Annotated in this window: 15 protein-coding genes; 6 read left to right on the top strand and 9 right to left on the bottom strand. The window is 67.8% G+C overall.

Going from position 1 to position 24,342, the window contains the following annotated elements; genetic code table 11:
• The 3 genes from ACZZZQ_RS04600 to ACZZZQ_RS04610 all read left to right on the top strand — a co-directional run bounded on the left by ACZZZQ_RS04600 (position 1) and on the right by ACZZZQ_RS04610 (position 6,719).
• Positions 1–1,146: a glycosyltransferase family 4 protein gene (locus tag ACZZZQ_RS04600; RefSeq protein WP_463507000.1), complete on the top strand. Its 1,146-nt coding sequence runs from the start codon at positions 1–3 to the stop codon at positions 1,144–1,146.
• A gap of 178 nt (positions 1,147–1,324) precedes the next feature.
• Positions 1,325–1,942 (top strand): DUF4352 domain-containing protein, encoded by a 618-nt coding sequence (locus ACZZZQ_RS04605; RefSeq protein ID WP_053098699.1) that lies wholly within the window; start codon positions 1,325–1,327, stop codon positions 1,940–1,942.
• A 64-nt stretch (positions 1,943–2,006) separates the two neighbouring features.
• Positions 2,007–6,719 (top strand): PKD domain-containing protein, encoded by a 4,713-nt coding sequence (locus ACZZZQ_RS04610; RefSeq protein WP_463507001.1) that lies wholly within the window; start codon positions 2,007–2,009, stop codon positions 6,717–6,719.
• Between the two features lie 58 nt (positions 6,720–6,777).
• Here the strand turns inward: ACZZZQ_RS04610 and ACZZZQ_RS04615 are convergent, their stop codons facing one another.
• From ACZZZQ_RS04615 to ACZZZQ_RS04650, 8 genes are all read right to left on the bottom strand, one after another.
• Positions 6,778–9,177, bottom strand: a complete 2,400-nt coding sequence (locus tag ACZZZQ_RS04615; protein WP_463507002.1) for a right-handed parallel beta-helix repeat-containing protein — start codon at positions 9,175–9,177, stop codon at positions 6,778–6,780.
• Between the two features lie 283 nt (positions 9,178–9,460).
• On the bottom strand, positions 9,461–10,084 hold the full coding sequence (locus ACZZZQ_RS04620) for a CDP-alcohol phosphatidyltransferase family protein (protein WP_082586533.1): 624 nt from the start codon (positions 10,082–10,084) through the stop codon (positions 9,461–9,463).
• A gap of 89 nt (positions 10,085–10,173) precedes the next feature.
• Positions 10,174–15,525 carry a PKD domain-containing protein gene (locus tag ACZZZQ_RS04625; RefSeq protein ID WP_463507003.1) on the bottom strand — a complete coding sequence of 1,784 codons (5,352 nt, stop codon included), beginning with the start codon at positions 15,523–15,525 and terminating at the stop codon, positions 10,174–10,176.
• Between the two features lie 95 nt (positions 15,526–15,620).
• Positions 15,621–16,271 carry a hypothetical protein gene (locus ACZZZQ_RS04630; RefSeq protein WP_463507004.1) on the bottom strand — a complete coding sequence of 217 codons (651 nt, stop codon included), beginning with the start codon at positions 16,269–16,271 and terminating at the stop codon, positions 15,621–15,623.
• Between the two features lie 54 nt (positions 16,272–16,325).
• Complete coding sequence (locus ACZZZQ_RS04635) at positions 16,326–17,525, bottom strand: O-antigen ligase family protein (protein ID WP_150115149.1); 1,200 nt, start codon at positions 17,523–17,525, stop codon at positions 16,326–16,328.
• A 61-nt stretch (positions 17,526–17,586) separates the two neighbouring features.
• Positions 17,587–18,912 (bottom strand): hypothetical protein, encoded by a 1,326-nt coding sequence (locus tag ACZZZQ_RS04640; RefSeq protein ID WP_463507005.1) that lies wholly within the window; start codon positions 18,910–18,912, stop codon positions 17,587–17,589.
• A 37-nt stretch (positions 18,913–18,949) separates the two neighbouring features.
• Positions 18,950–20,179 (bottom strand): lipopolysaccharide biosynthesis protein, encoded by a 1,230-nt coding sequence (locus tag ACZZZQ_RS04645; protein WP_400340164.1) that lies wholly within the window; start codon positions 20,177–20,179, stop codon positions 18,950–18,952.
• A gap of 106 nt (positions 20,180–20,285) precedes the next feature.
• A complete protein-coding gene (locus tag ACZZZQ_RS04650) occupies positions 20,286–21,464 on the bottom strand; it encodes a glycosyltransferase (protein ID WP_056276680.1) in 1,179 nt (392 codons plus the stop codon).
• A gap of 162 nt (positions 21,465–21,626) precedes the next feature.
• On the opposite strand from ACZZZQ_RS04650, the gene ACZZZQ_RS04655 reads away from it, so the two are divergent.
• Positions 21,627–22,088, top strand: a complete 462-nt coding sequence (locus ACZZZQ_RS04655) for an FAD synthase family protein (RefSeq protein WP_053098689.1) — start codon at positions 21,627–21,629, stop codon at positions 22,086–22,088.
• A gap of 49 nt (positions 22,089–22,137) precedes the next feature.
• Here ACZZZQ_RS04655 and ACZZZQ_RS04660 read toward each other — a convergent pair whose 3' ends face one another.
• Positions 22,138–22,530 carry an SIP domain-containing protein gene (locus ACZZZQ_RS04660; protein WP_056276678.1) on the bottom strand — a complete coding sequence of 131 codons (393 nt, stop codon included), beginning with the start codon at positions 22,528–22,530 and terminating at the stop codon, positions 22,138–22,140.
• A gap of 108 nt (positions 22,531–22,638) precedes the next feature.
• Here ACZZZQ_RS04660 and ACZZZQ_RS04665 point away from each other — a divergent pair, with 108 nt between their 5' ends.
• Positions 22,639–22,902, top strand: coding sequence for a glutaredoxin family protein (locus tag ACZZZQ_RS04665; RefSeq protein ID WP_053098687.1), 264 nt, complete (start codon positions 22,639–22,641; stop codon positions 22,900–22,902).
• A 38-nt stretch (positions 22,903–22,940) separates the two neighbouring features.
• Positions 22,941–24,338: an MFS transporter gene (locus ACZZZQ_RS04670; RefSeq protein WP_463507006.1), complete on the top strand. Its 1,398-nt coding sequence runs from the start codon at positions 22,941–22,943 to the stop codon at positions 24,336–24,338.
• Positions 24,339–24,342 lie beyond the last annotated feature (4 nt).

Genomic DNA, 24,342 nt, shown 5'->3' on the forward strand with positions numbered 1-24,342 from the left:
ATGCCCACCGGTGATCCCAACGTCGTCCTGATCGCGAACCCCGGTGCCGACCTCTACGGCTCGGATCGGATGGTGCTCGAGACCGTGCGGGCTCTCGTAGGTGCGGGGCGACGAGTCGTCGTCACCGTGCCGGCTTCGGGACCTCTCGTGCCGCTGCTCACGCAGGCGGGTGCCGAGGTGGTCGAATGCTCGACTCCCATCGTGCGCAAGGGCCTGTTGAGTCCGCGCGGGCTGATCAGCCTGTTCGTCACCGCTCTGAGGTCGATCGGACCGGGCCTCCGACTGATCCGGCGCGTCGACCCCGGCGCCGTGATCGTGAACACGATCACTCCCCCGCTGTGGATCGCCCTGGCCCGGTGGAGCCGCCGGCTGACCGTGTGCCATGTCCATGAGGGTGAAGGCTCCGTGTCGGGCATCCTGCGACGCGCGCTCTATCTTCCACTCGTGTTCAGCCATCGGGTGATCGCGAACAGCGATTTCACAAGGCGTGTCCTCGCTGAGGCCGCGCCTCGGGTGCGCTCGCGCACCGTGGTGGTGCACAACGCCGTTCCGGGGCCGCCAGAGGTCGTGCCACCGCGTTCGTCCCTCGTCGCGCCGACCCGCCTTCTGTACGTCGGGCGTCTCTCTCACCGCAAGGGTGTGCATGTCGCGGTCGATGCGCTCGACATCCTCGTGCGCGGTCGCCGGGACGCCCGCCTCGACATCGTCGGAGCCGTCTTCCCGGGCAACGAGTCCTACCTCGAGGAACTGCACGCTCGCATCGAGCAGCGCGGACTCGGCGAGCGCGTCTCCTTCCTCGGCTTCAAGGCCTCCGTGTGGGACGCCCTGGCCCGCACAGATCTCTCGCTCGTCACCTCTTTGGTCGACGAGACGTTCGGGAACACCGCTGTCGAGGCCGCGCTGTCCGCGCGCCCCGCAGTCGTGAGCAGGGTCGGGGGTCTGCCCGAGGCTGTCAGCGCCTCGCAGAGCGCCACGCTCGTCACCCCCGGCGACGCCGCCGAACTGGCTGCGACCATCGCCGCGAAGATCGACGACTGGCCCGCGCAGGCTCGGCTCGCACTGGCGGATTCCGTCGCCGTCGCTGAGGCGTTCTCGACTGCGCGCTATTCGGACGGCATCCTGGCCGCGCTTGCCCTGAAGGTCTAGCGAACTCTATCCACAGGTCTCTTGTCCCCCATCCGGTGGACATGATATGATCTCGCCACTGGGGATAGTGTCATTTGGGGATGACACAAGCTGACCGATCCGTTCTGAACGGATCGATGTCGGCAACCCTGATTGGGGAATCTGGGGATCGACAATCATGATGATTGCGCGTACAAGCATGTCCATCGCGACCCTCGCGCTCTGCGTGAGCCTGGTCGCTTGCACCGGCAGCAGCGAGGCACCGAGCGGCGGGGGGCCGTCGGCGAATCCGTCGGCGACGTCCACTTCGGATCCGACCGCGGGTGCCGTAGCACCGAGCGAGTCCGACGGGCCGTCTCCGGACGAACCGGTCGCGAAGATCGAGAGGGCGGGCCAGTCGGGCGAACCGAGCGTGAAGGCGGATCCCGCCCGCACCTCGGATGCGGTGTCCTATGACGACGGCGTGAGCGTCGCGATCGACGATGTCACGTTCGCAGCAGAGACGGCGCAGGGCCCCGGGAGCTTCCCGGACCGCGAGTACGCCCGCCTGACGATCACGATCGACAACGGCTCCTCGCAGGCGATCGACCTCGGCACCTCCGTGCTGACATTGCTCGACGCTAACGGTGCGACCGCCGTGCGCGTATACGCCGCAGAGGCTGAGACTGTCGACCTCGCCGGTGTCCTGGCAGCCGGAGAGAGCGCCACCGCCGCGTACGCCTTCGCCGTTCCCGCCGATGCGCGCGACGAGGTCACGCTGGTCGTCGACTTCGACGGCGACCATACATCCGCAATCTTCCGCGGAGGGCTCGACTGACATGTCATCACTGAGCCCGCGCGCCACCACTCGACTCGACCGCATCTCAGAACGAGGAACTTCCATGACACGCACCGCCCGCGGAGCAGATCGTCTCCGTCGCGTGATCGCCGCGATCGCCACCGCGGCCACGGCGCTCGCCATGATCGCTTTCATCGCGCTGCCGACCGAGTCGGCATCCGCTGAGACCCCCGGCCAGCCCGACACCGTCACCGCCGACGTCCTGCCGACGTGGCAGATCAACGGCGTCGTTTGGAGCCAGGCGGTCGCCGGGAACACCGTGTACGTCACGGGCAGCTTCACCAAGGCGCGTCCGCCGGGGGTCGCCGTCGGCGGCCCCGGCGAGATCGACGCGAACAACGTGTTCGCCTTCGACATCACCACCGGCAACCCGGTACCGAACTTCAACCACGCCTTCGACGGCCAGGGCCTCGTCGTGCGGGTCACCCCCGACGGCAAGACGGTCTACTTCGGCGGCGACTTCACCGCTGTCGACGGACAGGCTCGCGCGCATGTGGCCTCGTTCGACGTCGCAACCGGTGCGATGCTCGATTGGGCACCGCGCGCTGACGGACAGGTACGCGGTTTCGCGTTCGCCGGTGACACGGTCTACGTCGGCGGCAACTTCCGCTCCAGCGGGGGGCAACCGCGCAGCGAGCTGGCCGCCTGGAGCAGCACGACCAAGGCGATCCTCCCGTGGGCTCCGTCTGCCGCCGGCGACGGATTCGTCTGGGACATGCTGATGAGTCCCGACGCGTCCCGCGTCATCATCGGAGGCTCCTTCACGACGCTCAACGGCGCGTCCGCCTACGGCATGGCATCGATCGATGCTGCGTCGGGCGCCGCCCTTCCGTGGGCCGCCACCGACAAGATCAAGACGGCCGGCCTCAATGGCGCGATCTCGAGCCTCAGCACTGACGGCACCCAGGTCTACGGGACGGGCTATGCCTTCGGCGCTGGAGCGTCGTTCGAGGGAACATTCGCTGCGGACCCGTACACGGGCTCGATCAACTGGGTCAACGACTGCCTCGGCGACACCTACGGCTCGTTCCCCAGGGACGGGGTGCTGTACTCCGTCTCGCACAAACACGACTGCAGTGTGGTCGGCGCGTTCGGCGACACGAACCCGCGTTCACGGTGGACCAAGGCCATCGCCGAGAGCACGACACCCACGGGCGTCATCACCAAGAAGGACGCCTACGGCTGGGACTTCACCGGACTCCCGTACACCGAGCAGCTGAACTGGTACCCCGACCTCGAGTTCGGCACCTACACCAGCTCTCGCCAGGCGGCCTGGTCAGTGACCGGCAACGCGAACTACGTGGTGCTCGGCGGCGAGTTCCCGAAGGTGAACAACGTCGCTCAGCAGGGGCTCGTCCGCTTCGGCAAGACGAGCGTCTCGCCGCACGCGGTCGGCCCGGTGTACAACGCGGGCCTCACACCGGCTCCGTACTCGAACGAGTCCGGCGTCGTGCGCGTGCCGTTCACCAGCGTCTGGGATCGTGACAACGCCACGATCACGTACGACGTCTTCCGCAGCCCGTCGGTGAAGATCGCGACCTTCACGCGCAGCGACGGCCGCTTCTGGAACCTCCCGGACCTCAGCATCACCGACACCGGGCAGGCGCCCGGAGCGCAGGTGCGCTACCAGGTCAGGGCCAAGGACGCAGACGGCAACGTCCAGTGGAGCGCGTGGTCGCCCTACGTCACCGTGTCGAGCACGCCGACCGCTGCATACCGCGCGGCAGTGCGAGCGAGCGGAGCCGAGCATTACTGGCGCCTCGATGAGACCACGGGAACCCGCCTCAAGGACGACATCGGAAACGCAGTGGGCACTGCGACAGGCCTCACGCTCGGCTCGAGCGGCGCGATGACGAACGACACGAACGCGGCCATCACCTCCGCGGGCGGCAGCTCACCGAAGATGACGACGCAGGACGTCAACGCCGCGCCCGCCGCAGTCACCGTCGAAGCCTGGGTGAAGACCACGAACACCAGGGGCGGACGAATCGTCGGCTTCGGCGACTCGGCCACCGGCACCTCGACCTCGGGCACCACCGATCGCGTGCTCTACCTCGACACCTCGGGGCGAGCGAACTTCGCGATCAACGACGGCTCCTACCGCACGATCTACAGCCGGACCGCCGTGAACGACGGCAACTGGCACCACATCGTGGGTACCGTCGGCAGTGAGGGGATGCAGCTCTTCGTCGACGGCAAGCGCGTCGACCGCGACCAGGCCAGAACCTCGCCGAGGATCTACGACGGGTATTGGCGCATCGGCGCCGACCAGACCAACGGCTTCACCAACAAGCCCACCAACGCGGGACTCGCGGGAACGATCGACGACGTCGCCGTGTATCCGGCGGCCCTGAGCCCGTCGGACATCCAGTCGCACTACCTCGCGAGCGGGCGTTCCGCAGCCTGGACCTCGACTCCGACGGATGTCTACGGCGCCGCCGTATCCACGGACAAGCCTGACCTGTTCTGGCGTCTCAACGAGACCGTTGCGGGAAGCATCGTCGATTCGGCGACCGGCGGCACGACCGGAAACCTCTCCGGCACCGTGACCCGGGGGCAGGCATCCGCGATCGGGGCCGGCACGGCGACCACGTTCAACGGGACGAGCGCGCTCGTCGTCGCTCAGGAGGCTTGGACGGCGCCGAGCACCTACAGCGCCGAGCTGTGGTTCAAGACGACGTCGACCAGGGGTGGGACCCTGATCGGGTTCGGGAACTCGACCAGCGGACTGAGCTCGTCGTACGACCGTCACGTGGTGATGCAGAGTGACGGCAAGATCCAGTTCGGAAGCGGGCAGCCGCAGACGACGCTCGTGACCCCCACGGCTTACAACGACGGGCAGTGGCACCATGTGGTGGCCACTCAGGGCACCGGCGGCATGAAACTGTGGTTGGACACGCAGCTGGTGGGCAGCAACTCGATGGCAGGGGCTGAGAACTACCGCGGCTACTGGCGCATCGGCGCGGACCGCACCTGGGGAAGCACACTCAGCAACTACATCGCCGGCACACTCGACGAGGTCGCCGTGTACCCCACCGCTCTCTCTGAGCAGCGGGTGCGCGATCACTTCGCCGCAAGCGGCCGGACAGTGCCAGGACGTGCCCCGGTGGCAGCGTTCACATCTGCGGCGAACAAGCTGAACATCGCGGTCGATGCCAGCACCTCCACCGACGCTGACGGGGGCCCGCTCGTCTACGCCTGGAACTTCGGTGACGGCACCCTGGCGGACGGGCCGACGGCGTCGCACACCTACGCCGCTGGCGGAACGTACACGATCACGCTCAAGGTGACGGACAGCACATCGTTGGTCAACACCCTCACGCGCGCCGTGACGGTCGCTCCGAACCAGGTCCCGACGGCAGTCGTCACCACGAACGCGGATCACCTCGACGTCGCCTTCGACGGGTCGGCATCGACGGATCCTGATGGCACGATCGCCTCGTACGCCTGGGACTTCGGTGACGGCGGGACAGGCACCGGGGCGACCGCGTCGCACAGCTACACGACGGCGGGCACATTCACCGCAACGCTCACCGTCACCGACGACAGCGGCGCCACGGCGACCGCGACTCGCACGGTGACGACGACGCTGGCGCCGAACCAGGATCCGACGGCCGCCTTCACGACGGCGACCGACATGCTCCGGGTCTCGACCGACGCGTCCACGGCGGCGGACCCGGACGGCACCATCGAGTCGTACGCCTGGCAGTTCGGAGACGGTGCGACCGCGACCGGAGCCACCGCGGAGCACACCTACGCGAATGCCGGCACCTACACGGTGACGCTCACGACGACCGACAACAGAGGGGGCACCTCGACGGTCACGCACGACGTCACCGTCGCGCAGAACCAGGCACCGACCGCGGCCTTCACCACGTCGGTCGCGAACCTCACCGCCTCCGTGAACGCCTCCGGCTCCGCGGATGCCGACGGTACCGTCGCCTCCTACGCCTGGGACTTCGGAGACGGCACCTCGGGCTCGGGTTCGACAGCCACGCACGCCTACGCTGCCGGGGGCACGTACACCGTGACTTTGACGGTGACGGATGACCGAGGCGCCACTGCCACCACAACGAACGCGGTCACGGTGGCGGCTCCGCAGGTATGGGCGCAGGACGCCTTCACGCGCACGGCGACCAACGGCTGGGGCACCGCGACGACGACGGGCGGCCCATGGACCATGTTCCCGAGCAGCGCGACGGCCCTCAGCAAGTTCGCCGTCAACGGCACGGGCGGCACGGTCACGCTGTCCGCCGGCAACAACTACTCGGCATCGCTCGCCGGCTCCACGCCGTCGACGAACACCGAGGAGCGGTTCACCGTGGCGTTCAACCAGCCGTCGACCGGCGGCGGCTTCTACTTCTCGGCTCTGGGCCGTCAGATCGACAGTGGCAACGACTACCGCGCGAAGTTCCGTGTAGCCTCCACGGGCGTCGTGTCGCTGTGGCTGACGAAGACGATCGGCGGGGTCGAGACGGTCCTGTCGTCTACGACGATCCCCGGTCTCTCGGTCACCACCGCAGATCAGCTGAGCGTCAGACTGCAGGTCACCGGAACGAACCCGACCACGTTGAAGGCGAAGGTGTGGCGCACGTCGGCCACCGAACCCACCGCGTGGGCACTCACTGCCACGGATGCGACGGCGTCCCTGCAGACCGCCGGCTACGTCGGAGTGAACAGCTACCTGTCGGGGAGCGCGACGGCAGTGCCGGTCGTGTACACCTACGACGACTTCTGGTCCGGCCCGGCTCAGTAGGGGAAGCAAAGAGGCCGGGGTGCTCACGCACCCCGGCCTCTTGCATGTGTTCCGCCGATCAGGGGAAGCGGGCCCCGATGGTCGGCGTCGCAGAACCGAGGATCGTCGCCACCACTGCCGGGATCGTCCGGGCCGACGCGGTCACCCCGGCCAGCAGCCTTCCGGAGCGATCGGTGGCCGCACGACCTTCGATCGCGGTCGAGTTCGCGTCCTGCCCGGTCGTGCCGCGGTACGTCGCCCACGTCGAGAAGACGTAGGGGTTCACGTTCTCCGCGCCGCGCGACCAGACGACGAACCAGGTGGGTGCGGCGGCACCGTTGCGCTGGACCACATTGCCGTCCGAGCGGATGTTCAGCTGCGCGGGTGTGTACCGGTGGGTGTAGTCCTCGACGCACACCGTGCAGTTGCCCGCGCTCTCACCGATGACGTTGTTGCCCATCGAGATGTCGCGGATGAGCCACGGCATCGTCGGGTCCGGGAACGGGCGCCGAGCGTTGTGTCCCGGCACCGACGCGTCAGTGGCGCTTCTGCTGTCCTGCACGACGTTGACGGCGCGGTCGCCGCCGATGATCGTGTTGTTCCAGAGGTTCACACCACCGGTGTTGTTGATCTTGACCCCGTTGCCGACGTTTCGCAGCACGAGGTTGTTGACGAAATCGATCTTCTGCGAGAGCTCGAGGAATGCCCCGGCTCCCTTGTTCTCGATGATGTCGGATCCGGCGATGCGGACGTCGTACACGGACTGGTCGAGCCAGACACCCGGCCCGTCGTTGCGCAGCAACGCGGAATCGGTCACCGTCACGCCGCGCGACTTCGCGATCTTCACTCCGCCGGACACCGGCGATGTGTTGAAATGCTCGGCGTTGTTCTCGATAGCGAGCAGATCATCGATGACGAGCGCATCGGCGTAATTCGCGCCGAGGCCCATGAGGCCGTTGCGTGCGAGCGTGACATCGCGGACCGTGGCGTTCGACGACCCGACGAAGAGTCCTGTCGAGGCGTTGTCGTAGATCACGACGTTCTCGAGAGTCGCCCGCGGCGCCTCGACCGTGACGGCGCCCATCATCCACACGGACGTCGCATAGTTGCGGATGCCGATCCCCCGCACCACGGCTCCCTCGCCTCGGAGCGATAGCGCCTTCGTCAGCGTCGAGGTCTTGACGTTGCGTCCGGTCGGATCGGTGCCGAGGTAGAGGCGGTCGTTCGCGACGTCCGTGAAGAATGTGCCCACCTTGAGATTCGCGAGCGAGGCGACCTCCGCCTGTGCGACGCCATCGATCCAGACCTGCTCGGGATGCGCGGCCATGGGATGCGCGTCGTTCAGCCATCTCCACCCGGCCTCGGTGCCGTCGGCCTCACCCTTCGTGAACGATGGGGTGGAGTCGAAGTCGTACTTCCAGTCGGCGCTGAACCAGCGTCCACTCGAGCCCTGCCAGTTCTTCAGCGTCGACGCCCCGTCGAACCAGACGGCCTCGCCGGGGTAAGACTGCACCGTGAGCTTCTTGCCCGCGGGGATCACGACCGACTCGTGATACGTGCCTGCCCGAAGCACGAGAGTGGCCCCGGATGCTGCACGGTCGACCGCAGTCTGCACGGTGGCGAAAGGCGCTGCGGACGACCCTGTTCCGGCGGCCGTGCCGCTGGGACTCACGAAGAGCGCACCCGATGGAACGGCGTAGTTCGTCGACCCCATCACCGCAGAACCGGCCGCGGTGCGAGTGCCGGCCACGTTCCAGACCGGGGCTCCACCTGCGGGGGCCGCCGGAGCGGTCGGCGTCGTCGGAGCGGTCGGCGTCGTCGGGGCCGTCGGAGCGGTCGGCGTCGCCGGGGGCGTTGTCGGCTTCACCTCCTGCTTCGTCGTCACCCGAAGATCGTCGAACAGGACCGCGAGTGCGGGAGTGCTCCGCGAGACATAGAGTCGCACTCCGGTGCGGCCGGCGACCGTGAGTCGCTTCGTCGCACGGTCGGTGACGCTGAGCTTCCAGGTGGACGGCTTCACGCCCACGGCGTGCACACGCGCGTCGATGGTGACGGCGACCGTCCCCGCGAGACGGGTCTCGAGCACGAAGGGGACTCCGGCCTTGACCCGCAGGTCCGGAACCGAGGTGTGGCCGAGCGAGGTCTGCACGCCGGCGTTGACTCGGAGCGTCTCGAGAAGGATCACGCCCTTCGGGTCGACGCGCACCTGGGTCTGATAGAAGCCGTCGGCGGCGAGGCGCGACTGCAGGCTCAGGTACACGCCGGAGCCTGCAGTCGGAAGCTTCGGGAGGGTGAAGACCGTGGACTGGGTCGAGTCTCTGACCGACAGGCCGACAGGCCGAGCGGTGACCGTGGCGCCCGAGGCGGCGGCGGTCAGCTTCGCCGCGCCGTTGGCGACCGAGGCTGAGGTCACGGGTGCCGCGTCGTAGGTCGTGCCCTGGGCCGATGTGCCGAGGCCCTTGGCGACGGTACGGGTCATGGAGTCCTGAACCACGACCACGTCTGTCGTCGCCGCCGCGGCGGGTGAGACGACGACCAAGGGGAGTAGAAGTGCGGATAGGGATGCGATGAGGGGGAGGGTTTTTTGCGCATGAGGGGGAGGCTCCGATGTGCTTCTCGTCACTGCAGGGTCGGGGTGGCAGCTACGACATCCGCCTTCGGGTGGCGGATTATCCTAGACCATAGCCTGAATTCCCTGGGTAGTCACGCTGGGTTCGCTGATATCGATTGAGTAAACGTCAGCGATCGGAGATCCTTTCGACTCAGCCGAGCGCCGACATCTTTCGGAACCATATGGCCAAGGCCGCGGCCAGGTACAACAGCGCGGCGAGTCCCAGCAGGCTGTATACCAGCATGAACGCGGGCGCCCAACCCCAGAGCACGAACGCGAAGCACAGCACGCCGTAGTCGGTGGGTAGACCCATCAGAGAACGGACGAGCGAGAATCCCCCGGCCTGCGCCGCCTGCGGCACCCCGCGCTTGCCGCGCAGGAGGTCATTCAGGATCATCCCGAAGAACGTGACCGTCGAGATCACGGCGAACCCGAGCGGAACCAGAAGCCAGAGATCGGAGGGCAGCGGGAAGAAGCGGTACCACCCGATCGCGACGGCGAGCGGGAGGGAGACGAGCTTGGTCGAATCAAGAACGTGATCGAGCCATTCTCCGGCGAGCGATCCGCCCCCACGCAGTCGCGCCACCTGGCCGTCGGCGCTGTCCCACGCATAGCCGATCGCGAGAAGCAGCCAGACGACGATGCCGAGAACGATGGACGGGGGCACCGTCGCCAGCAGGACGATCCCCGTGAAGGTGAACGCGGCGCTGATGAGCGAGACCTTGTTGGGCGTGAGGCCGGCGGTGTATGCGCCCGCCGCGATCACTCGACCCACCGGACGATTGACGAACACCGAGTAGGCGGGGGCCCCGCGGGCCCTCCCCTTCTGCGCTGCTGAAAGGCTCCGGTAGGCGTCTGCGAAACTCAGGGGGTCACTCCTCGTGCTCGGAAGTCATCGAATGCCACGGTGTACGGAACGCTGCTGAATCCGGACCCCGCGTATGTCGAGATCCCGATGTAGCCGGCGGTCTGCAGGGCTGCGGTGGAATCGGTCGTGGACAGCTGCCAGGCAGCCGGTTCTGTCGTTCCCGCCGCCCAGAGCTTACTCCGCAGCGTCGTCGTACCTGTGCCGAATGCCTGCACTCGCACGTTATATATCGTTCCCGCCGCGAATGTGAACCCGGTGAGGTTCTGCGAGACGAGCGCCGTGCCGCCGCGAGCGAGCTGCGCCGTCACCGAGCCGTCGGCCCCGATCAGCCAGCGTGCACGGTAGTCGTCCGCACCGACGACCCGGGCGAGAGCCGCGACGTAGACCCGCGCGCCCGTCGGCAGTGCGGGGGCCGTGACCGTGAAGGTCAGGTCCGTGCTGGTCGAGGTCGCCGCGTTCAGCGATGCGGTGCGGGTCTGCCCCGCCGCCTGCGTCGTGAACTTCGCGGCGCCGTTGTCGATCGACACGTTCGCCGCTCCGCTGGTCTGCGACCAGACGCCGCCGGTCTGCGCCGTTCCCAGAGCACCGTTCGCCCGACCGAAGTCGTCGGCGGCGAAGGCAGCGCCCGCGGGAGCGACCACGGTCACCGACTGGGTGACGGTGTTCACGGCGCCGGCGTTGTCGGTCACCGTGAGCGTCACCGTGTATGTGCCCGCTGCGGCATACGGGTGCGAAGTCGTCGCGCCCGTGCCGGTGGTGCTGTCACCGAAGTTCCACGCATACGAGGCGATCGAGCCGTCAGGGTCCGTCGATGCCGAGGCATCCACTGCGACGGTGAGATCCGTCGGTGTGGCCGTGAACGAAGCGACCGGGTTCTGGTTCCCCGGGGCCGGAGCCGTCACGGTCACCGGCTTGGTCACCGTGCCCGTCGCACCCTTGTCGTCCGTCACAGTCAGCTTCACCTGATACGTGCCCGCCGCGGCGTACGTGTGCGCCGTCGGCGTCGCTCCCGAACCCGTGGACCCGTCTCCGAACTCCCATGCGTACGACGCGATGGTTCCGTCGGCGTCCGCCGAGGTCGACCCGTCGACCGTCGCTGCGAGGCCGCTCACCGAGCTGGTGAACGCGGCCGTGGGCGCCTGGTTGGCGGGAGGAGTGGGACCGCCCGTGGTCGAGCCTGCCCAGAAGTTGTCGAACCGTGTCTGGAAGGGCACGTTGGTGACGGATCCGCCGAGGTACACGCCGAGTCCGACGTGGCCCGCCGACTGCAGTCCCGCCGCGGAGCTCGTCGTGGTCGACGTCCACGCGGTCGGCTCCGTCGTTCCGACCTTCCAGACCTTCGCCCGGACCGTGGTCGGAGACGTGCCGGTCGCCTCGGTGCGCACATGCAGCGCCTCGCCCGCGGCGACGGTCAGCCCGGTCGGAACCGTGGTCAGCACGGTGGTGGTCTGCTGCAGCTGCAGCTGCACCCCGCCGGTCGGAGACACGATCACACGGGACCTGTAGTCCTCGGTGCCGACGCGGCGTGCCGCCACTGTGTAGTACGCGCTGCCTCCGGTCGGAAGCTGCGGCAGGACCACATCGACGTCCACCGCGGTGTCTGTCGAGGAGACGCCGGTGAGGTAGGCGTACCGCTGCGCTCCTCCGGCGGGCTGCTGGAACGCCGCGTATGCACCGCTGACCAGGTAGTTGGATGCCGTGTTCGACAGCGTCCAGGCCCCACCCGTGTTTGCGGTCCCGAGGCCGCTGGCGGCCGTGCGGTTGAACGAATCCGAGGCGTATGTCACTGCACCGACCGGCGCCGACACGGTGATCGAGGCGGTCTTCTGCGAGGTGGCACCCTCGTCGTCGGTGACGGTCAGGGTGATCGTGTAAGTGCCGGCTGCAGCGTATGTGTGCGTCGCCGTGGCCCCCGAGCCCGCTGCCGTCGAGTCACCCCAGTTCCAGGAGTATCCGGCGATCGTGCCGTCGGTGTCCTGAGAAGCGCTCGCGTCGACGTCGACCTTGAGGTCGGCCGCCGCCGAGGTGAACGACGATACGGGCGCCTGGTTGGCCACCGCCTCGACGATCGCCGTCTCGGTGTCGGTCGCGCCCTTGTCGTCGGTGACCGTGAGGGTCACCGTGTAGGACCCGGCGACGGCGTAGGTGTGCGTCGCCGTAGCACCGGAGCCCGCGGGCGATCCGTCGCCCCAGTTCCAGCTGTAGGCCTGGATCGTGCCGTCGGCGTCAGTCGAGGCCGAGGCGTCGACCGCGAGGCCGAGCTTCGTGACCGCGGTGGTGAAGCTGGCGCTCGGCGCGATGTTCGCCGGCGCGCCGGTCGTTCCCAGCGCGTAGTGCTGAGAGACGGCGGTCTCGGAGATGGGCGTCAGATAGACCGCGACCTCGTCGATGGCTCCGTCGAACTCCCAGTCTCCGGGGCCCCAGGTGACGTCGCCACCCACGTGCCAGTATCCGGTGTAGTCCTGCGCGTTCGTCTGGCCGTTCGACCCCTGCAGCACGCCGTCGACGTAGAGACGCATGCCGGTCGCGCCCTGCGTCGCGACCACCTGATGCCACTGACCGTCGTTGTACGACGCGCTGGTCTGCAGCGTCTCGGCGAAACCGACCCACACGCCGTAGATCAGCTTGCCGTCGGGTGTCATGTAGACGTGTCGGTCGTACCCGGAGGAGTTGCCGTCAGCGCTGTTTCCGAATCCGATGATCTTGCCACCGGTCGTGGTGTCCGTCTTGAACCACGCCTCGAGCGAGTACGACCGCGGGTTCGTGAAGGCGTTCTGGCTGATGACCTGGCCGCCCTCGAACGTGGCCGCCGAGTTGCTGACTCCCTCGAGAGCTCCGTTCGCGCCCTTGGTGACAGCGCCGAAGTAGTTGCCCTTCTGGTTGTAACCGGAGGCGTCTGCCGCGACACTGCCGGTCGACTCGCCGAGACGCCAGTACAGCGCGGGGTCGGCGGCGTAGACGGCTGCGCCGTATGCGTCGCTCGGTGCGGTCGAGCCCTCGAGCTCGCGCCCGGATGCGGTGTAATGGGCGGCTGCCTGCTCGCGCGTCAGCGGAGCCCCGTAGATGGCGACCTCGTCGATCTGACCGTCGAAGAACGCGGCTCCAGACCAGGAGGTGTCTCCACCGACACGCCAGTACCCGTTGTACGGCTGGGCAGAGGTGACATCGGTGCGCTGGGCGACCCGGACGCCGTCGATGTAGAGCACCATGCCGCCGTCGCTGAGACCGGCGGACATGTAGTGCCACTGACCGTCGTTGAATGCGGACGACGAACTGATCGTCTGAGATGAGCCGGGGTAGACGCCGAAGGTGACGCGTCCGCTGGCCTCCATGTAGACGTGGCGGTCATAGCTGCCGGATGTGCCGGTCGAGCTGCTGCCGAAGCCGACGATCTTGCCGCCGTCGGTGGAGGTCGTCTTGAACCAGGCCTCGACACCGAAGGTGTCAGGGCCGGCGATGGCCGAGGTGGTCGACGCGAAGCCGTTGGCCGAGCCGTCGAAGTCGGAGGCGTCACGGGAATCCGAGAGCATGGCGCCCGAGGTTCCGCGGGTGACGCCGCTGCGTACCGCGAGGTCCGATGCACCGGCCCAGTCGTACGAGAGGGTCGCGGACGAGTCGTCGAGCGGCCAGTAGCTCAGGGGCGCGTCCTCGAGCACCGCGGTACGGTACGCACTCGGAGCCGCCGAGCCGGACGCCGTCACGGTCGTCGTCCCGCCGAGGATCGAATGACCTTCGTTGTCCGTGGCGCGCACCCGGTATGTGTAGCTCGTGCCGTTCGTGACGGTGGTGTCGACGAACGCCATCGGGGGCAGGCCCCAGTCGGCGGACTTCGACCGGATCTTCTCGTAGGTCTTGACGACCACGTTGTCGCGCAGGACCTCGTACTTCAGGAACTCGCTGTCACGGTCGTAGTTGAGTGGCCAGCTCACGCGGATCGATCCGCCGGTGAGCGCGATCGAGGATGCCGGCCACGCGGTGTTCCAGAGGATAGGGCCCTGTGCGTTCGGAGCCTTGCTGGTCACGGCGAAGCGGGCGAGGCCCTGCTGCCCGGTGTTGTTCACCCGGGTGAACTCGCCGCCGTACACGAGGTACTCGCTGTTGGAGGAGACCGACCACGGACCCTGCGATGCGCCACTGACGTTGCCCGCGTTGAAGGCGGGGAACCAGTGCTGCAGCTTGGGTGCGGGGTTTCCGCCGAAGTCGTAGTAGCCGAGGTTCAGGCCATAGGGCGTGGTGCGCTCGACGTCCTTTGTGACGGCCAGGCCGCGGTAGAACGACCAGGGGTCGCTCTGCGGGAATCCGTCGACGAGGCTGCCGCAGTAGTGCGAGTGGCCAGCCGCGTACACGCTGTCGCCCATGGGCTCGACGTCGTACTGGTCGCCGTGGCAGTCGTTGACCCAGACCAGGTTGCCACTCGACCACGACGCACGGAACGAGCCCTCGAGGTTGCCGCCGTTGCCGAAGACGTAGCCGGTGCCGTAGATGTCGTCGCCGTCGGACTTGAGCGAGAGAATCGCCGCGTCGAGACCGGCGTTGCGGATCACGTTGTTCGCGGAGAAGGGCAGCAGCGAGGCGTCGGATGCCGACACCATGGCCAGTCCGTAACCGGGATTGGAGCTGCCGTTGAGGGTCAGGAAGTTTCCGCCGAGCACGACCTTGTCACCCGCGGGAGAGACGGTGACGACGCGGCCCTGACGTGACTCGAGCACGGGCGCCCAGGGGAGCAGAGTGCCGCTGCGGGTGAAGGCTGCGGCGCCGGAGCGGTCGTTGCCCGAGACTCGGCCGAACGTGCCGGTGATGTACACGGTGTCGTTGGTCGCGGCCACGCCGGAGGTGACGCCGTTGGAGTTCGGGTTGAACGCGGCCAGGTTGCCGCTGGGCAGATCGAACGCGGCGACGCGGTTGCGCGTCTGGGTGTTCACCGTGGTGAAGTCGCCGACGATGTAGAGCCGCGTTCCGTCGGGCGAGGCCTCGACCTGGCGCACCTGGCCGTTGATCGAGGGGGCGAACGACGTGATCAGCGCGCCCGTGCGGATGTCGTAGGCCAGCAGGTTCGATCGGGGCGTCTCGTTCGTCCCCGCGGCCGCGCCCGCCGGGCGTGCGCTGGTGAACTTTCCGGCCGCGTAGACGACGTTGCCCACGACTGCCTGATCCCAGACGATGCCGTTGATCTGAACCGTCGGAAGCGAGTCGGCGGTCACCGTCGGCGCTTCCCCCTCGGGTGGACTGACGTCCGCCTGAGCCGGCGAGATCGCCACCAGCGATCCGAAGGCTATGGCGAGCGTCATCGCGATCGCGATCGATGCTCCCCGTGCGCGGCGTCCCCAAGACAGAGCTGTAGTGCCCATCGTTCATCTCCCCAGATGATGGACCGTTCGCGCTCAACCCCTACATTGGCACCGAACGATGATTCCCCAGTAATCCGTCGTCCGACGGTGACGACCTAAGGTCGAGGACCGACGAAGACGACGTTTGGCGCAGCGGCCAATATATCGACAGTAACACGCACGTCCCCGTCAGGAGAAGAGGGAACTGCAAACTGGTATATCGCATCCGCGCTGGCGCCTGCCGGGATGGAATCCGGCCACACTGTGGTGCCCTCGCCGGTCAACCCCGCCGCGGGAAGCCGGTCGTCCCCGCCATAGGTCAGCGTGACGTTCGCCCCCGCCGTGTCGACGGGCGCATCCGAATCGTTCGTGAGGCGGACAGTCACCTGGATCGCCGGCCCGCTGGGCTCGCCCGGGATGTCGTTGCCTGCGGTGATCGACTCGATCGCCGTGACTTCCGCGACCACGCCGTCGACCGCGGGGGCGGGTTCGTCGAGAGGCACCTCTTCACCGTCGCCGGGCTTCGCGACGTCGTCGGTGGCACCGGGCGTCGGAGTCTCGAATTCGGTGGGCTGTGGTGTCGGCGTCGGTCCCGGTGTGGTGGTGACCCCCGGTGTGGTCGACGCACCGGGCTCCCCCTGACCTGAGTTGCTGTTCGCGATCACGCCCCACACGATCCCGCCGATGAGGAGCACGGCGACCACGCCGACGATCGTCCATCCACGCCACCCCATCCGCCGCTGCGGACCTCCGACCGACTCAGTCACTGGTCTCTCCTCCGCGCCGGGTCTCCGCGTCGACGACACGGATATTCCGACATTCTAGGTGAGACTCGCCTGTCGCGACCGGCGCCCGTCCACCCGATCGTATTCGGGTCCGACAGGGTCATCGGCGTGCCTGGAACGATGGGTGAGCAATGAGGCCACGACGAAGAACAGGATGAAGGCAGTCGCACTGTCGATGAGACCGCTCTCCGTGACGGAGCGGATGATGACCAGCGTCAGCAAAGGCGTGATGAGCCATCGGCGCCGAGATGAGATCAGCGCGCTCGCCACGCACCACACGATCAGCGCTCCGATCAGCGCGGTGCCGATGAGCCCCGTCTGGGCGAGCAGCGAGGCCCAACTGCTGTCGAGCACCTGCTCGTCACGCCATTTGATGTCGACCGGGATCTTCTTGGCGGAGAGGCCGATGCCGATCCACTTCTGCCATTCGCTCCAGTCCCATCCGATCACGACCCTCCACACGTCGAAACGCGAGTCGAGAGCGGTGGAGGTGTCGTTCGACCCTGCTCGGGTGGCGAGGCTGCCGAAGACGTCGGTGAACGACCCGATCGCGTAGCCGAGTGGAAGAGCGCCGAGAAGAAGGTAGACGACGCTGCGGTCCCGGATGCCGTTGACCACCACTGCGACGCCGATTCCGACCACGATCGCGAGCAGGCCGGTGCGTGATCCGCTCGCCACGGCGATGCCGACCAGGAGGACGGCGGCGAGCAGCCGCCAGACCCGCACGCCGTTGCGCAGCATGAGGATGACGAGACCGACGATCGGCGCCGCCACAAGGCCGGCGAGTTCGTTCGGGTGGATCTCGGGGATACCCCCACCGAGACGACCGCTCGCCGCCAGGCTCGGCAGTCCGGTCACCGCCGCGACGACGGCCACTGAGGCCATCGCCGCGAGCAGGCACACGATGCTCGTCACCCACGGCACCGTCGTGAGGAGGAAGAGGATCGTCGCCATCACCAGGAACATCCTGCCGACGAGGACGATCGTCGCAGAGTCGTTGCCCGCGAGAATCGACCCGAGAACACTGACGAGCAGCGCGACGGCGATCACTCCCGCGGGTGCGATACCGACGGCGACCCGCTCGCGCGTCCTCGCCGCCAGCGCGACCGTCGCGGCGAGCGCGAGAAGCGCGATGAACGCCTTGGCGACAACCACCCCATCCGCGCCGCCGGAGTAGATCGTCGCGCTGCGCCAGGGGATCACGCTCACGATGATCAGCACATAGAGAGCCCCCACCACCGCCACTCTCGCCGCGCTGGGATGGTGCGCGGACTGCTGCCGAGGCGGGCGCTGAAGATCAGTCGGAGCGAGCATGCGAGCCTCCGGCGCCCGCGGCGACGGTGTCGCGATCGGAGACTCGCCACGACTCGGCGATGGAGCCCAGCGACCGAGACCCCGTGTGCAGCATGACGACGCCCAGAGGGCGGACGCCCATGACCCGCAACCGTGTCGCCACGGCGACGAGGTCGGTCGCCGACGTCGAGTTGTGCCTCACCGTGATGATGAGACCGGCGCCCGGGCCCATGAGCTGTTCGATGAGCGCGGATGCGCCGGGTTCGCACACGACGATCACCACGTCGAAGCTGTCGTGCATGGAGCTGACCAGCTCGGGGAGCTCGGAGACGAGCCTCTCGAGCGTGATGGGCTCCGCGGCGACGAAGACCGCTCTCTTGTCCTCATCGTCCGAGATCGTCGCCCCGTCGAGCACCTCGTTCAGGGTGTGCCCATGACCGGCAACGTGGGCCTCGCGGGTATCGATGACACAGGCGGTCGCGCCGATCAGACGCTGCGCTTCGAGCATCCCGGTGACCGCATCGTCGTCGATCGCTCCGTCCGAGGCGGGGACGAGCACATGCGTTCGCATGCGCCCTCCGGCGAGCGCCACGAGGTTCCCGGCCGCCTCCTCGTATGCGACGATCGCGCCGGAGCCGTCATCGGGACGGAGTCGACTGCGCCGCGGGATCTGCCCGATGACCGGGAGACCCGAGGAGCGCCGCACGTCGGAGATGGTCCGAAGCCGACGGTTCGTCGTCGTGCGATAGACCGCGATGATGGCGCCGAGCGCGAGGCCCGCGATGCCACCGAGTCCGGTGATCGCGGTCACCTGAGGCGAGATCGGCGCAAGGGGAGCGACCGCCGGGAGCACCTGATCGAGTGCCACAGTGTACCGTGCGTCGTCCTCGTCGTTCTCGGTCTCGCCGATCAGCTCCGAGAGATGCGTCGCGGCCGAGTTGGCGATGTCGGTGGCGAGCTCAGCGGTGGGAGCATCAGCGCGCACCACGAGCAGCACCGTGTCGGCTGTGTTCTCGGCGGACAGCATCTGTCGAATGTCACGGTCGGTGTACTCGTCCTCGTCGAGGTCGAGTTCTGCGCGCACCTTGTCGATCACCTCGGGGCTGTCGACCAGCGGCGGATAGGACTTGATACGGGCGAGGCTGAACTGATTCCGCTCGAAGAGAGATGCCTCGGTCGAATCGACACGGAGCAGCAGTGTCGACGTGGCCGCGTACGTCTCGGGCAACAGCTTCGTGACGAACCACCCCATGCCGGCACCGAGCACCGCGAGTACGACGATGACAACCCATCCCTCGCGCAGGATACGTCCATAAGGGACATCTTCCATCGCCAACCCCCTCAGCCGAAGACAGGGCCTAAACCTATCATTCACGGTCCTGTGCTCTGTCACCACGCGGGCTGCCGGGGCCACGACCCGCGACGACCAGCCAACGCAGTCCCAGACCCCCGAGCAGTGATGCGACGGCGAGCGCGAACGGCAGCGTCGACGGTTGCGCACCCAGCGCGATCATCACGATCACGGCCGCGATCGCGAGGATCGTGTCGGAGAGACGGATCACGAATACCGCTACCTGGCGACCGGCGACCGCCCCCAACGCCCCGTACGGGGTCACGACAGCGACGGACATTCCGTAGGCCAGCCATGCGATCACAGCAAGCGGGTCGACCTCGACATCGAACAGGAGCGGACTCACCCACGGGATGAGCACCACGGCGATCGCGCTCATCACCACCGTGCCTGCGAGCAGGAAGACCACGACACGGTCGGCCTCGCGTACGGATCCGCTTCCGCCTGCCTTGTGCTGGTCGGCGAAGCGCACGAAGAGGAAGGACGAGAGCCCGCCTATCACGAGGATCAGCGGAGAGGTGTAGGTGCGAGCGGCCTCGAGCAGACCGACGGCGGTGAGCCCGGCGCCGGCGAGCACCAGCAGACGCAGCACGGTGAACAGGCTCGGGCGCAGCACCTGCTGAAGCCCACGCCACATTCCGTACCGCCAGACCGCGGCCATGTCCGCACCACGGAGGCCCACGAGACGCCTGTCGCTCCGAGGTGACAGGAACCAGCCGACGAACGTCGCGACGATCTGTCCCGCGGCGATGCCGCCGAGGAAGGCGGCGAGTGTCAGGGTGCCCGTGACATGCACCGTGAGGATGATGGCGAGCGCGACGACGAATCCTGCGACGTCGGTGATCGCGGTGCGGATGAACAACAGATGCGCGATCAGCATCCGCCGGACGATCTCCTCGACCGCGAACGCGGCGAGGGCAAGTGCGAACAGCGCCGATTCCGCTGCGTCAGAGAATCCGGTGAGCCAGGCGATCAGGAAGGAGCCGACCGCCAGCACCGCGGATGATGCGAGCAGCATCGCCTCGAGGCCTGCCCTGATCGGGCGCTGCGAGCGGTCGAGCACCACGAGGGAATCGCCGACGAGGCCGGTGACGACAGCGGTGGCGACGATCACCACACCGTACAGGATCGCGAATCGGCCGTACTCCTCGATGCCGAGCAGTCGGGCGACGAGGATCTGCAGGAGCAGACCGATACCCGCCTGCGCCGCCTGCGCGATCACGGCCCCCAGTGCCTTGCGCTTCATGTCGCCTCCCCGCCTGACATCCTCGCACGCCATCGACGTCGCTCGATCCCGGCGTCGGAGCGCGGCCATCCGCAGCACCGGCGGCCCCGGTCGTACGCTCTTCGGCTCAGAGCTCGCCGGGCTTCATCGCCTCGGCATCGATCGCCCGTATGATGCGCAGCGTCGCCGTGTCCGGCTTCGGCTCCCCGTCCTGCGTCGCCTCCTTCGCCCGTCGCTGCGGCGCGTAGACCACGAGGGAGTGGAAGAGGAATCGCGCGAAGAAGGCGACGATGAGCGACAGCCCCGTCGCGAGCACGCTGGAGATATGCCAGGTCTCGACCATGAGCGCCATCACGGGGATCCGCAGTGCGGCTTCGACGTTGTTGAAGGTGAACGACGCGGCGAATCGGCCGCCCAGTCCGCGTGCGTCCGTGCGCATGTCCGCGAAGACGAACCGCTCCTGCAGGAGGAAGTTGCCGATGATCGTGACCTCGGCGCCGATGATCGCGGCCCATATATAAGGAACACCTGCGGCGGTGAGCAGCCACATGATCCCCAGGTTCGCAGCCGCGCCGATCACTCCGATGATCGCGAAGAGCGACATCTTGCCGAATCGGAGTCTGGCCAGGTGCGCCACGAAGGTCGCCCCCTGACGCAGGCTCGCCTTGGAGGTCCCGTGACGACGCTCGCCGAACTCCATCGGCACCTCGGCGATGCGGAGGTCCGTGCGAGCGAGGATCTCGAGGAGGATCTTGAATCCCTGCGGCTTGAGGGCGGCCAGGTCCAGACGCGACCGGTCGACGAGGAAGAACCCGGTCATCGGATCGGTGCTGCGGGCGAGACGGATCGGGAACATCGCCCGTGTCAGCCAGGTGGCCGCCCTGGAGACACCGAAGCGGACCGCCGTTCCCAAGCCGCTCGTGTCGCCGCCGCCGATGTATCTCGAGGCGGCGACGAGATCGGCGCCGCCTTCGCCGTGCCTTCCCAGGAGAACGGGAAGCAGCTCGGGCGGATGCTGCAGGTCGCCGTCCATGACGATGCAGAGATCGTGCTGTGCGGCCTCCAGCCCGACGACGACCGCTCCCCCGAGCCCACCGGTGTTGTCGGCCCGGTGGATCACGCGCACGGGCAGCGGAGCATCGGCTGCGACCCGCTCGACCTCGGCGGCCGTGCTGTCTGTGCTGTCGTCGACGAACAGGATCTCGGCGTCGTACGCGGCGAGCGCGAGCGCGGTGCGGGCCACCAGTTCAGCGACGTTGTCGCGTTCGTTGAAGGTCGGCACGATGACGGTGACCGCTGTCCCCACTGTCCGCCCCCTTCGCCTGTACCGGCATCACTGCGGACTCCATAGTTCCATGTGTTCCTATGCGTCGGGAAACCGCGACCTGCTAGAGTGACGGGATGCGGCTGTGGGAGTCGCTGGGCGGATGGGGATCCGCCTCTGGGGAAATACTGATCTGGGGAGATCATGGGGACGCGCATCGGCTATGCCGTGGGTGCTTTCGACCTGTTTCACGTCGGGCATCTCAACCTTCTTCGTCACGCCAAGCAGCACTGCGACATTCTCGTCGCCGGTGTCGTCAGCGATGAGATGCTGCGGCAGGTGAAGGGCATCGAGCCCGTCATCCCGACCGTCGAGCGGGCGGAGATCGTCCGTCACATCTCGTTCGTCGATGATGTGTACGTCGAGACCACGCCGTCGAAGATGGATTCGTGGCGAGACGTGCAGTTCACGCACTTCTTCAAGGGCGACGACTGGCGGGGCACCGAGAAGGGCCTGCGGCTCGAGAGGGAGTTCGGGGAGGTCGGCGTCGAGGTCGTGTACTTCCCGTACACCGCGCACACGTCGAGCTCGTCGCTGCGTCGTGCGCTCGATGCGATCAGCGCAGGCGCGACCGTCGGCGGCGCTCCTGCGCTCGCGACGCGCTGACTGCCCCTGACTGACGGCGGGGCGGGCCCGGGCCGGACCCTGCCGTCAGTCAGTTCGCGACGCCGAGCAGGCTGCGCGCCATCCGTGCGACGTGCGGCGGCGTGTGCGCACCGAGCCAGACCGTCCATTGCAGCGCCGGCTCCGCGCACGTCCACTCGACGCACCAGGAGTGCACCGCGTTCGCGAGGCGCTCGCCTTTCGCATGCTGACGGGCACCGTCACCGCGCAGCAGCCACCGCACGGACACTCCCTCGGGCACGTCGATGTGGCGGAACTGGATGCGAGCGGCCGCCTCGATGAGGATGACCCCCTCGGCATCCCACGGCATGCGAGCGGCGATGGCGGCGATGGCCCCGGCATCGGTCGAATCACCCGCGATCAGCACGACTCCCTCGATGTTCTCCCAGTCCGGATCCTCGAGGTGCTCGCATGCGCTGTTCATACGCCCGAGTATAGGTAAGGGTACCCTTATCTATCAATGGCGGATCAGTCGCATCGCCGCATCCGCCGTCTCGGCGCCTGCCCAGCCGAGCGGCTCTACGCTGGATACATGACTTCTCCTGCAGACTCCGCCATCACGATGTTCGGTGCCGATTGGTGCCGCGACTGCATCCGCACCAAGAAGCAGCTCGACTCCCTCGGCGTGGAGTACACCTATGTCGACCTCGTCGCCGACCCCTCCGCGGCCGACGTCGCGAAGGAGATCTCCGGTCGCACGAACATCCCCGTCGTGGTCTACCCCGACTCCTCGCACCACGTCGAGCCGTCGAACGCGGACGTCGAGTCGAAGCTCCGCGAACTCTCCCTGATCTGACCTGAAGCGGCCTCGTCGCGCACCGATACACTGGCGCGATGAGCACCGCGGCTCGGCCCGAACGGGCGTCCGTCCGCCTGCCCGTTCGCACGGTCGCCCTGTACGCGATCGGCTCGCTCGGCACAGGCGGCTATGCCACGCTGCCCGGGCTCGTGCTGACGTACTTCCTGACCGACAATCTCGGCGTCGCCGCACTCGCGGCCGGTCTCATCGTGACCGCGGCGAAGATCTGGGACGTCGTCATCGACCCCCTGATCGGCGCAGCCTCGGACCGCCAGTACGCGAAGACCGGTTCGCGTCGCGGACTCATGGTCGTCGGCGCTCTGACGCTCCCCGTGTTCTTCGCGTTGACCTTCGCGGTGCCGCCGGCGTGGGGGCCCCTCGCCGGCGCGGTGTGCGTGCTGCTCGCGTTCCTCGCCACCGCGACGTCATTCAGCCTGTTCCAGGTGCCCTACGTCGCGCTGCCCGCCGAGCTGACGTCAGGGTACGACGAGCGCACCCGCCTGCTCGGGTGGCGCGTGGTCGTGCTCACCGCATCCATCCTGCTCTTCGGCGCCGGCGGACCCGAGTTGAGACGCGCGACCGCCGACCCCGTCACGGGATACCTGCTGATGGGCGTCGTCGCCGGCGTGCTCATCGGCATCGGCATGCTCATCGCATCGCGGACAGCCGATGCGGCCGCGCGGAGCATGGCCGCGGCTGACCGACCGAAGGCCCTCGCCCCCGTGGGCCTGCGTGAGCAGTACGCTGCGGGCCTGCGCACGTTGCGTCGCAGCCAGCCCTTCCGCGCACTGCTCGGCACGTTCCTCCTGCAGGCGCTCGCCACCGGCACGATGCTCGCCGGCGCGCAGTACGTGGCCACCTGGGTGCTGCGCTCGGAGGACGCCGTCACGCTGGTCTTCCTGGCGCTCGTCGGTCCCGCCCTGGTGGCGACGCCGGGGTGGACGATCGTGGCGCGACGTCTGGGCAAGGAGCGGGCGTTCGCGATCGCGAGCGGGGTCTTCCTGATCGCCGCCGCATCGCTCGTCGTCGCGGTCTGGACGCCGGGAGCATGGATGTACGGCTCGATCGCGGTGGCGGGCATCGCCTACGCCGGGCTGCAGTCGCTGCCCATGGCGATGCTCCCCGACGTGATCTCGCACGATGAGCGGCACAGCGGCCGCGGGCAGGCGGGTACCTTCACGGGAGTGTGGACGGCGGGAGAGACCATCGGGTTCGCGCTCGGAGCGAGCGCTGTGTCCCTCACCCTCGCCGCGACGGGCTACGTGTCGAGCGTCGCAGGTGCCACAGCCTCACAACCGGATGCCGCGATCACGGGCATCGTGCTGGCGTTCAGCATCCTGCCCTCGTTCCTGATGGCAGCGAGCCTGCTGACGCTCCGCCACTACCGTCTGCGTCGCGCCGACATCGACACCCGACCGGAGTCCGCGACATAAGCTG

The organism is Microbacterium sp. AC132 (genome assembly GCF_979258525.1).

Excerpts from the sequence above, each read along its gene's own strand:
- ACZZZQ_RS04600 (WP_463507000.1), top strand. The coding sequence starts at position 1 with ATGCCCACCGGTGATCCCAACGTCGTCCTGATCGCGAACCCCGGTGCC.
- ACZZZQ_RS04605 (WP_053098699.1), top strand. The coding sequence starts at position 1,325 with ATGTCCATCGCGACCCTCGCGCTCTGCGTGAGCCTGGTCGCTTGCACC.
- ACZZZQ_RS04610 (WP_463507001.1), top strand. The coding sequence starts at position 2,007 with ATGACACGCACCGCCCGCGGAGCAGATCGTCTCCGTCGCGTGATCGCC.
- ACZZZQ_RS04615 (WP_463507002.1), bottom strand. The coding sequence starts at position 9,177 with ATGACCCGTACCGTCGCCAAGGGCCTCGGCACATCGGCCCAGGGCACG.
- ACZZZQ_RS04625 (WP_463507003.1), bottom strand. The coding sequence starts at position 15,525 with ATGGGCACTACAGCTCTGTCTTGGGGACGCCGCGCACGGGGAGCATCG.
- ACZZZQ_RS04640 (WP_463507005.1), bottom strand. The coding sequence starts at position 18,912 with ATGGAAGATGTCCCTTATGGACGTATCCTGCGCGAGGGATGGGTTGTC.
- ACZZZQ_RS04645 (WP_400340164.1), bottom strand. The coding sequence starts at position 20,179 with ATGAAGCGCAAGGCACTGGGGGCCGTGATCGCGCAGGCGGCGCAGGCG.
- ACZZZQ_RS04655 (WP_053098689.1), top strand. The coding sequence starts at position 21,627 with ATGGGGACGCGCATCGGCTATGCCGTGGGTGCTTTCGACCTGTTTCAC.
- ACZZZQ_RS04660 (WP_056276678.1), bottom strand. The coding sequence starts at position 22,530 with ATGAACAGCGCATGCGAGCACCTCGAGGATCCGGACTGGGAGAACATC.
- ACZZZQ_RS04665 (WP_053098687.1), top strand. The coding sequence starts at position 22,639 with ATGACTTCTCCTGCAGACTCCGCCATCACGATGTTCGGTGCCGATTGG.
- ACZZZQ_RS04670 (WP_463507006.1), top strand. The coding sequence starts at position 22,941 with ATGAGCACCGCGGCTCGGCCCGAACGGGCGTCCGTCCGCCTGCCCGTT.